We start from the raw sequence: 6,376 nt of genomic DNA on the forward strand, positions 1-6,376 counted from the left end.
ACTTTGTGACGCCGGGTTTCGCCCGCATCGGCCGTGGCGGTTTTTAGAATAAAATAGTTGTGAAAAACGCTGCCATCTGGTAACTTGTGTATCCGTTCTGCGGTGTTATTCAACTCCTGCTAAACGGGCCGAAATGACCAAATTTGTTTTTGTGACCGGCGGTGTGGTGTCCTCCTTGGGTAAAGGAATCGCCTCCGCCTCGCTGGGCACCATCCTTGAAGCGCGCGGCCTCAAGGTCACTCTCCTCAAGCTGGACCCCTATATTAACGTCGATCCGGGCACCATGAGCCCGTATCAGCATGGCGAAGTGTACGTCACGCAGGACGGCGCCGAGACCGATCTCGATCTCGGGCACTACGAGCGTTTCGTGCGCACCACGATGACGAAACGCAACAACTTCACCACCGGCAAAATTTACGAGAACGTCATCCGCAAGGAACGCCGCGGCGATTATCTGGGCGCGACCGTGCAGGTCATCCCGCACATCACGGACGAGATCAAACGCTGCATTCAGCAGGGCGCGAACGACGCCGACGTGGCCTTGGTCGAAATCGGCGGAACGGTGGGCGACATCGAATCGCAACCGTTTCTCGAGGCGATCCGCCAGATGGGCGTGGAGCAGGGGCCAAGCAATGTCGTGTATCTGCATCTGACGCTGGTGCCGTACATCGCGGCGGCGGGCGAACTCAAGACCAAACCCACCCAGCACTCGGTCAAGGAACTGCTGTCGCTCGGCATTCAGCCAGATATCTTGCTATGCCGCGCGGAACGCCCGTTGCCGGAGGACGATCGACGCAAGATCGCGCTGTTCACCAATGTCCCCACGCGCGCCGTCATCTCGGCCATCGACGTGGACAATATCTACAAGATTCCGCGGCTGCTGCACGAGCAGGGTCTGGACGAGATCGTGGTGGAGAAGCTGCATCTCAATGCACGCAAGGCCAATCTCGGCGAATGGGACAAGGTGGTGCACGCCATGGAACATCCGACCGATACGATCACGGTCGCCATGGTCGGCAAATACGTGCACCTCACGGAATCCTATAAGTCCCTGTCCGAGGCCCTGAAACACGCCGGCCTGCATACGCACACCTGCGTCAATATCCGATACGTGGATTCCGAACTGATCGACAGCCAGGGCACGGCCCAGCTCGAGGACGTGGACGCCATCCTCGTGCCAGGCGGTTTCGGCGAGCGCGGCATCGAAGGCAAGATCAAGGCCGCCCACTATGCGCGCACCCACGGTGTTCCTTATCTCGGCATTTGCCTCGGCATGCAGGTCGCCGTGATCGAGTATGCGCGTAACGTCGCAGGTCTCAAGGGCGCCCACAGTACCGAATTCAATCCCAAGACGCCGCATCCGGTGATCGCCATGATTACCGAATGGACCACCTCGGAAGGCGGCAAGGAAAAACGCAACGCGGGCGGCGATCTCGGCGGCACCATGCGTCTGGGCGGCCAGGAATGCAAGCTGATGCCGGGGACGCATGTGCGTGGTCTGTACGGCAAGGATTCCATCGTTGAGCGTCACCGCCACCGCTACGAATTCAACAACCAGTATCGCGACAGCCTCCCGGAGAAGGGCCTGGTGGTTGCCGGCACCTCCGTGGACGGCACGCTGGTCGAAATCATCGAACTGGCGGATCACCCCTGGTTCGTGGGCGTGCAGTTCCATCCGGAATTCACCTCCACGCCGCGTGACGGTCATCCGCTGTTCACCGGCTATGTACAGGCCGCCCGGGCGCGCCATGCCCAGACGATCACGCGCCCGCAGGCCGCCGCCACATGAAGCTTTGCGGTTTCGAGGCCGGGCTCGACCGGCCGTTTTTCCTCATTGCCGGTCCGTGCGTGATTGAATCCGAGGCCATGGCTCTGGATACCGCCGGCCAGCTCAAGGAAATCACCCGGAGTCTCGGCATCCCGTTCATCTACAAATCGTCCTATGACAAGGCCAACCGCAGCTCATCAAAGTCCTATCGCGGCCTCGGCATGGAGCAGGGCCTGGCGATACTGGCCAAGGTGCGGAAACAGATCGGCGTGCCGGTGCTGACGGACGTGCATGAGGCCGAGGACATCGACGCCGTCGCCGCGGCCGTGGACGTGTTGCAAACGCCCGCCTTCCTGTGCCGGCAGACGGATTTCATCCGCGCCGTGGTCGCGGCCGGCAAGCCGGTGAACATCAAGAAGGGCCAGTTCCTGGCGCCGCACGACATGAAGAACGTCGTGGACAAGGCGGTCGAGGCCGGTGGCAAGGATCGTATCCTGGTGTGCGAACGCGGTGTGTCTTTCGGTTACAATAACCTGGTGTCGGACATGCGCTCGCTCGCGATCATGCGCGAGACCGGATGTCCGGTGGTGTTCGATGCAACGCATTCGGTGCAGTTGCCCGGCGGGCAGGGCACGAGGAGCGGCGGTCAGCGCGAGTTTGTGCCGGTGCTGGCGCGCGCCGCGGTTGCGACTGGCGTCGCGGGCCTGTTCATGGAAACCCATCCGAACCCGGATAAGGCGCTGTCCGATGGACCGAACGCCTGGGCGCTGGGACGCATGAAAAATCTGTTGCAGACCCTCAAGGAGCTGGACAGCTGTGTAAAGAAACAAGGTTTTGCGGAGATGTCATTGCCGCCAAATTAAGACTACCTATGTGACTACTGGGTTACGCGCCAAATGCAGGCGTTAACCCACCCTACATTATCATTTAAATTTCAAGAAAAACCATGGCTGCGATTATCGATATACGTGCGCGCGAGATACTCGATTCGCGCGGGAATCCCACTGTTGAAGCGGATGTCACCCTGAAGTCCGGCGCTGTCGGTCGTGCCGCCGTGCCCTCCGGCGCCTCCACCGGCAGCCGCGAGGCCATCGAGCTGCGCGACGGCGATGCCCGGCGTTATGGCGGCAAGGGCGTCAAAAAGGCCTGTGCCAACGTCAATGGCGAAATACGCCAGGCGCTGCTCGGCAGGGAGGCGAACGATCAGGCGGCCATCGATCGTACCCTGATCGATCTCGACGGCACGGAAAACAAATCCCGTCTCGGCGCCAATGCCACGCTCGCGGTGTCGCTCGCGTGCGTGCGTGCGGCGGCGGCCGAAGCCAGTCAGCCGCTCTACCGTTACCTCAACGGTCTGGCGGGAGGCGTGCCGATGCAGTTACCGGTACCGATGATGAACGTCATCAACGGCGGTGCGCATGCCGACAACAACATCGATTTCCAGGAATTCATGATCTTGCCGGTGGGCGCCGCGACATTTGCCGAAGCGCTGCGTTGCGGCGCCGAGGTGTTTCACGCCCTGAAAAAAGTACTGCGCGGAATGAAACTCAACACCACCGTGGGCGATGAGGGCGGGTTTGCCCCGGATCTCCAATCCAACGAAGCGGCGTTACAGGTTATCCTGCAAGGCATCGAGAAGGCCGGATATAAACCGGGCGCCGATGTGTGTCTCGGCATCGACGCGGCCAGCTCCGAATTCAATAAAAACGGAAAATACGAACTTGAGTCGGAACATGCCAGCCTGACGGCCGAACAGTTAATCGACAAAATGGCCGACTGGGTCGCCCGGTATCCGATCATCACCCTCGAAGACGGTTGTGGCGAGAGTGACTGGGTTGGGTGGGAGCTGATGACGAAAAAGCTCGGCAAAAAAATTCAGATCGTGGGCGACGATATATTCGTCACGAACACGGCGATTCTCCAGGAAGGCATCAAACGGGGCGTTGCGAATTCCATTCTTATCAAGGTCAATCAGATCGGCACGCTGAGCGAGACTTTGGCGGCCATCGCCATGGCACGTCAGGCCGGTTACACGACCGTCATCTCGCACCGTTCGGGCGAGACCGAGGACACGTTTATCGCCGATCTCGCGGTAGCCACCGGCAGCGGACAGATCAAGACCGGCTCGCTGTCGCGCTCTGACCGCGTGGCCAAGTACAACCGGCTGCTGGGCATCGAGGAAGAACTGGGTTCCGCGAGCCGCTATCCCGGACGCCGCGCCTTTCCCATGCTTGCCAGGTAGCGCTGCCCCGGGTGCCATCTGCTCGGTTGGCTAGAATGAAGCTCGTGAAGATCGCCACCTATGTCCTGTTAGCGATTCTGGTGCTGCTGCAATATCCGCTGTGGTTCGGCAACGGCGGCGTATTTGCCGTGTGGCGTCTCGACCGCGAAATCGCCGCGCAGGAACAGGAAAACGCCCGGTTGAAGGATCGCAATCAGGCACTCGAGGCCGACGTGAACGACCTCAAGCAGGGGCTGGCGGCGATCGAGGAGCGCGCCCGGACGGAACTCGGGATGGTTAAGAAGGGTGAAGTTTTCTTTCAGGTGATCGAACAGCCGCGCGACAAAGTCCCGCCGGCCGACAAAAAATTCAAGCCCTGATTCAGTCCGTTCGTGGTGAGCCAGTCGAACCACGAACATATGGCGACCCTGTTAAGTGCCGTATTTGCCGTTCGTATATCGACAAGCTCAGCACGAACGGAATGACTTAATCACTGCTTTCCTAACTACGGATACAGCAGAAACGGCTTGGTCGCCTTTTTGGCCAGTCTTTCACCCAGGGTCTTGAGGCTGGGCCGTCCGCTGACTTGGAATACCCGCCGGCTCAGCACCAGCAGATCGGTGGATGGTTTATTAGCGAGCTGCAGGATTACCTCCACCGGGTCGCCTGCCTCCACCGAAAACACCGCCGCCGACATGCCATTGACGGTGGCTTCGAATTGCCGGCGCGCCGCCTCGGCCTGCTGCTCCTGTTCATCCTGGATGTAGTCGAGAAATCCCTGGCGCGCGCCCTTGGAAGACTGCCAGTCGTTGCCGATGAAGTCCGGCCACTGGCTGTCTATGACAAAAACGCCCGTCAGGTCGGCATGACTCTGACGGGCGATATTGGCAGCCTGGTTCAGGGCCTCTTGCGAGGCCGCTGAACCGTCGATGGCCACGACAATATGCGTCACCGCAAGTTGTCGGTTCGGCTATTTTGTCACGGGAGCCGTCGGCGCCGTCGGAGCGGGTGCCGGTGCGGCGGGAGCCGCCGGGGCCGTGATGGCCGGAGGGCTCGCCGGTGCTGGCGCGGGTGGGCTGGTTGTCTTGCCCATGGTTGCAAGCATGATGACGGCAATGACGAGCGTCGCTACCACGATCGCACCGATATCCTCGGCGCGGTCATCCTTGAACAGCGTCATTTTGCTCTTATCGCCGGCAGCGCCGACTGTTTCACTTCCTGCTTTAGCCATATTCGTTTCCCCTTAGGTATTAAATGGATACCAGGTAGTCTTTGATGATCAGGACCACGATGAGCGCCAGAACGTATTTGGTCACACCCACGATGAGTCCGATCTTGAGCGGCGCGCCACCGGCTTGGCTGAGTTCCCGGAAGCTGATGTAGCCGCCAAGACCCACGAGACCGAAGCCGAAGATCCACTGCATCCACATACGCAACATCTTGATGGTCGCGGAGGCCGCCGGTCCGCCTTTGAGGCCGACATCGCCGAAAGCGCCGAGGCTGGTGAGCAGCACCACGACCAGGAAGCCGATGACGAACACCGGGAACTTTTCCACTAATAGCGTCCCCAGGCTTTTGCGTGCAGTCTTGCTCTCTTGCGCTTCCTTGCCGGCCCAGTACCACACCGTTACGATAAATACGGCGAACGGGATGGAGATCACGCGCATGATGTTCCAGATCTCTCCGACAGATACCGCCGTGCCAGGCGCAATCGTGGGGTTGAACGCGAGCGCCGCCGCCAGTACCTGGCCAGAATTGAGAATGCCGGTGCCGATCCAGGCGCCGTATTGCAGGTCGGTTAGACCCAAGGCGTGGCCGATGAAGGGGCTGATGAACATGGTCAAGATGCCGAAACCCAGAATGGTGGCGATGGCGTAAGCGACCTGAGACGCCCTGCCTTCCACCGCCGGAGCCGTGGCCACCGCTGCACTGACGCCACAGATGCTAAGCGCATTGGCGAGCACGCCGGTCATCGAGCGATCTATCCCGAATACCTTGCCGAGCCACAATACCATCACGATGGTCAGGAGCACGAAGCCGCCGATCAGGAAAATGGCGAAGGCGCCGAGTTGCACGATGGCCTGTACGGTGTAGAGCGAGCCGAGCAGGATGATGCCGGTCTTGATCATGAGACGTGAGAGCTTGAATCCGTCACTGAAGATTGCCGGGATTTCCCCGCCGAAGATCACATTGCGGTAAAGCAAGCCGGCGATGATGCCGAGCAGGATGTAGTTGAGATGGAAGGCGTCGGTTAGCGGTTTCTGCATCCCGAATACTTTGGTGGCGGCCATCCATGGTTCGATTCCTTTGAAGCCGGCGATGTCCATGCCGGGGTAGCCGCGGATAATCACCAAGGTGATGACGATCAGGGCCAGGCCGGGAATGGC

General features: G+C 60.1%; 7 protein-coding genes. 4 read left to right on the forward strand and 3 right to left on the reverse strand.

Features of this window, described 5'->3' with window-relative positions; genetic code table 11:
* The first annotated feature begins 133 nt into the window (after nucleotides 1–133).
* The 4 genes from ACC569_RS02285 to ftsB all read left to right on the forward strand — a co-directional run bounded on the left by ACC569_RS02285 (nucleotide 134) and on the right by ftsB (nucleotide 4,369).
* On the forward strand, nucleotides 134–1,789 hold the full coding sequence (locus ACC569_RS02285) for a CTP synthase (protein WP_372521876.1): 1,656 nt from the start codon (nucleotides 134–136) through the stop codon (nucleotides 1,787–1,789).
* Complete coding sequence (gene kdsA / locus ACC569_RS02290; RefSeq protein ID WP_372521877.1) at nucleotides 1,786–2,631, forward strand: 3-deoxy-8-phosphooctulonate synthase; 846 nt, start codon at nucleotides 1,786–1,788, stop codon at nucleotides 2,629–2,631. Before ACC569_RS02285 ends, kdsA begins: the two co-directional genes overlap by 4 nt.
* An 83-nt stretch (nucleotides 2,632–2,714) precedes the next feature.
* Nucleotides 2,715–4,010 (forward strand): phosphopyruvate hydratase, encoded by a 1,296-nt coding sequence (eno, locus tag ACC569_RS02295; RefSeq protein WP_372521878.1) that lies wholly within the window; start codon nucleotides 2,715–2,717, stop codon nucleotides 4,008–4,010.
* Nucleotides 4,011–4,045: 35 nt separating this feature from the next.
* Nucleotides 4,046–4,369 carry a cell division protein FtsB gene (gene ftsB, locus ACC569_RS02300; protein WP_372521879.1) on the forward strand — a complete coding sequence of 108 codons (324 nt, stop codon included), beginning with the start codon at nucleotides 4,046–4,048 and terminating at the stop codon, nucleotides 4,367–4,369.
* A 125-nt stretch (nucleotides 4,370–4,494) separates the two neighbouring features.
* Here ftsB and ACC569_RS02305 read toward each other — a convergent pair whose 3' ends face one another.
* The 3 genes from ACC569_RS02305 to ACC569_RS02315 are packed head-to-tail and all read right to left on the reverse strand — an operon-like array spanning nucleotide 4,495 to nucleotide 6,373.
* Nucleotides 4,495–4,941, reverse strand: a complete 447-nt coding sequence (locus tag ACC569_RS02305; protein WP_372521880.1) for a universal stress protein — start codon at nucleotides 4,939–4,941, stop codon at nucleotides 4,495–4,497.
* Between the two features lie 18 nt (nucleotides 4,942–4,959).
* Nucleotides 4,960–5,220 carry a hypothetical protein gene (locus ACC569_RS02310; protein ID WP_372521881.1) on the reverse strand — a complete coding sequence of 87 codons (261 nt, stop codon included), beginning with the start codon at nucleotides 5,218–5,220 and terminating at the stop codon, nucleotides 4,960–4,962.
* 19 nt (nucleotides 5,221–5,239) lie between these two features.
* Nucleotides 5,240–6,373: a YeiH family protein gene (locus ACC569_RS02315; protein ID WP_372521883.1), complete on the reverse strand. Its 1,134-nt coding sequence runs from the start codon at nucleotides 6,371–6,373 to the stop codon at nucleotides 5,240–5,242.
* Nucleotides 6,374–6,376 lie beyond the last annotated feature (3 nt).

The organism is Sulfuricaulis sp., assembly GCF_041499725.1.
Lineage (GTDB): Bacteria > Pseudomonadota > Gammaproteobacteria > Acidiferrobacterales > Sulfurifustaceae > Sulfuricaulis.

Bases quoted from the DNA above. Each gene is read 5' to 3' on its own strand.
- kdsA (WP_372521877.1), top strand. From the start codon at position 1,786: ATGAAGCTTTGCGGTTTCGAGGCCGGGCTCGACCGGCCGTTTTTCCTC.
- ftsB (WP_372521879.1), top strand. From the start codon at position 4,046: ATGAAGCTCGTGAAGATCGCCACCTATGTCCTGTTAGCGATTCTGGTG.
- eno (WP_372521878.1), top strand. From the start codon at position 2,715: ATGGCTGCGATTATCGATATACGTGCGCGCGAGATACTCGATTCGCGC.
- ACC569_RS02285 (WP_372521876.1), top strand. From the start codon at position 134: ATGACCAAATTTGTTTTTGTGACCGGCGGTGTGGTGTCCTCCTTGGGT.
- ACC569_RS02310 (WP_372521881.1), bottom strand. From the start codon at position 5,220: ATGGCTAAAGCAGGAAGTGAAACAGTCGGCGCTGCCGGCGATAAGAGC.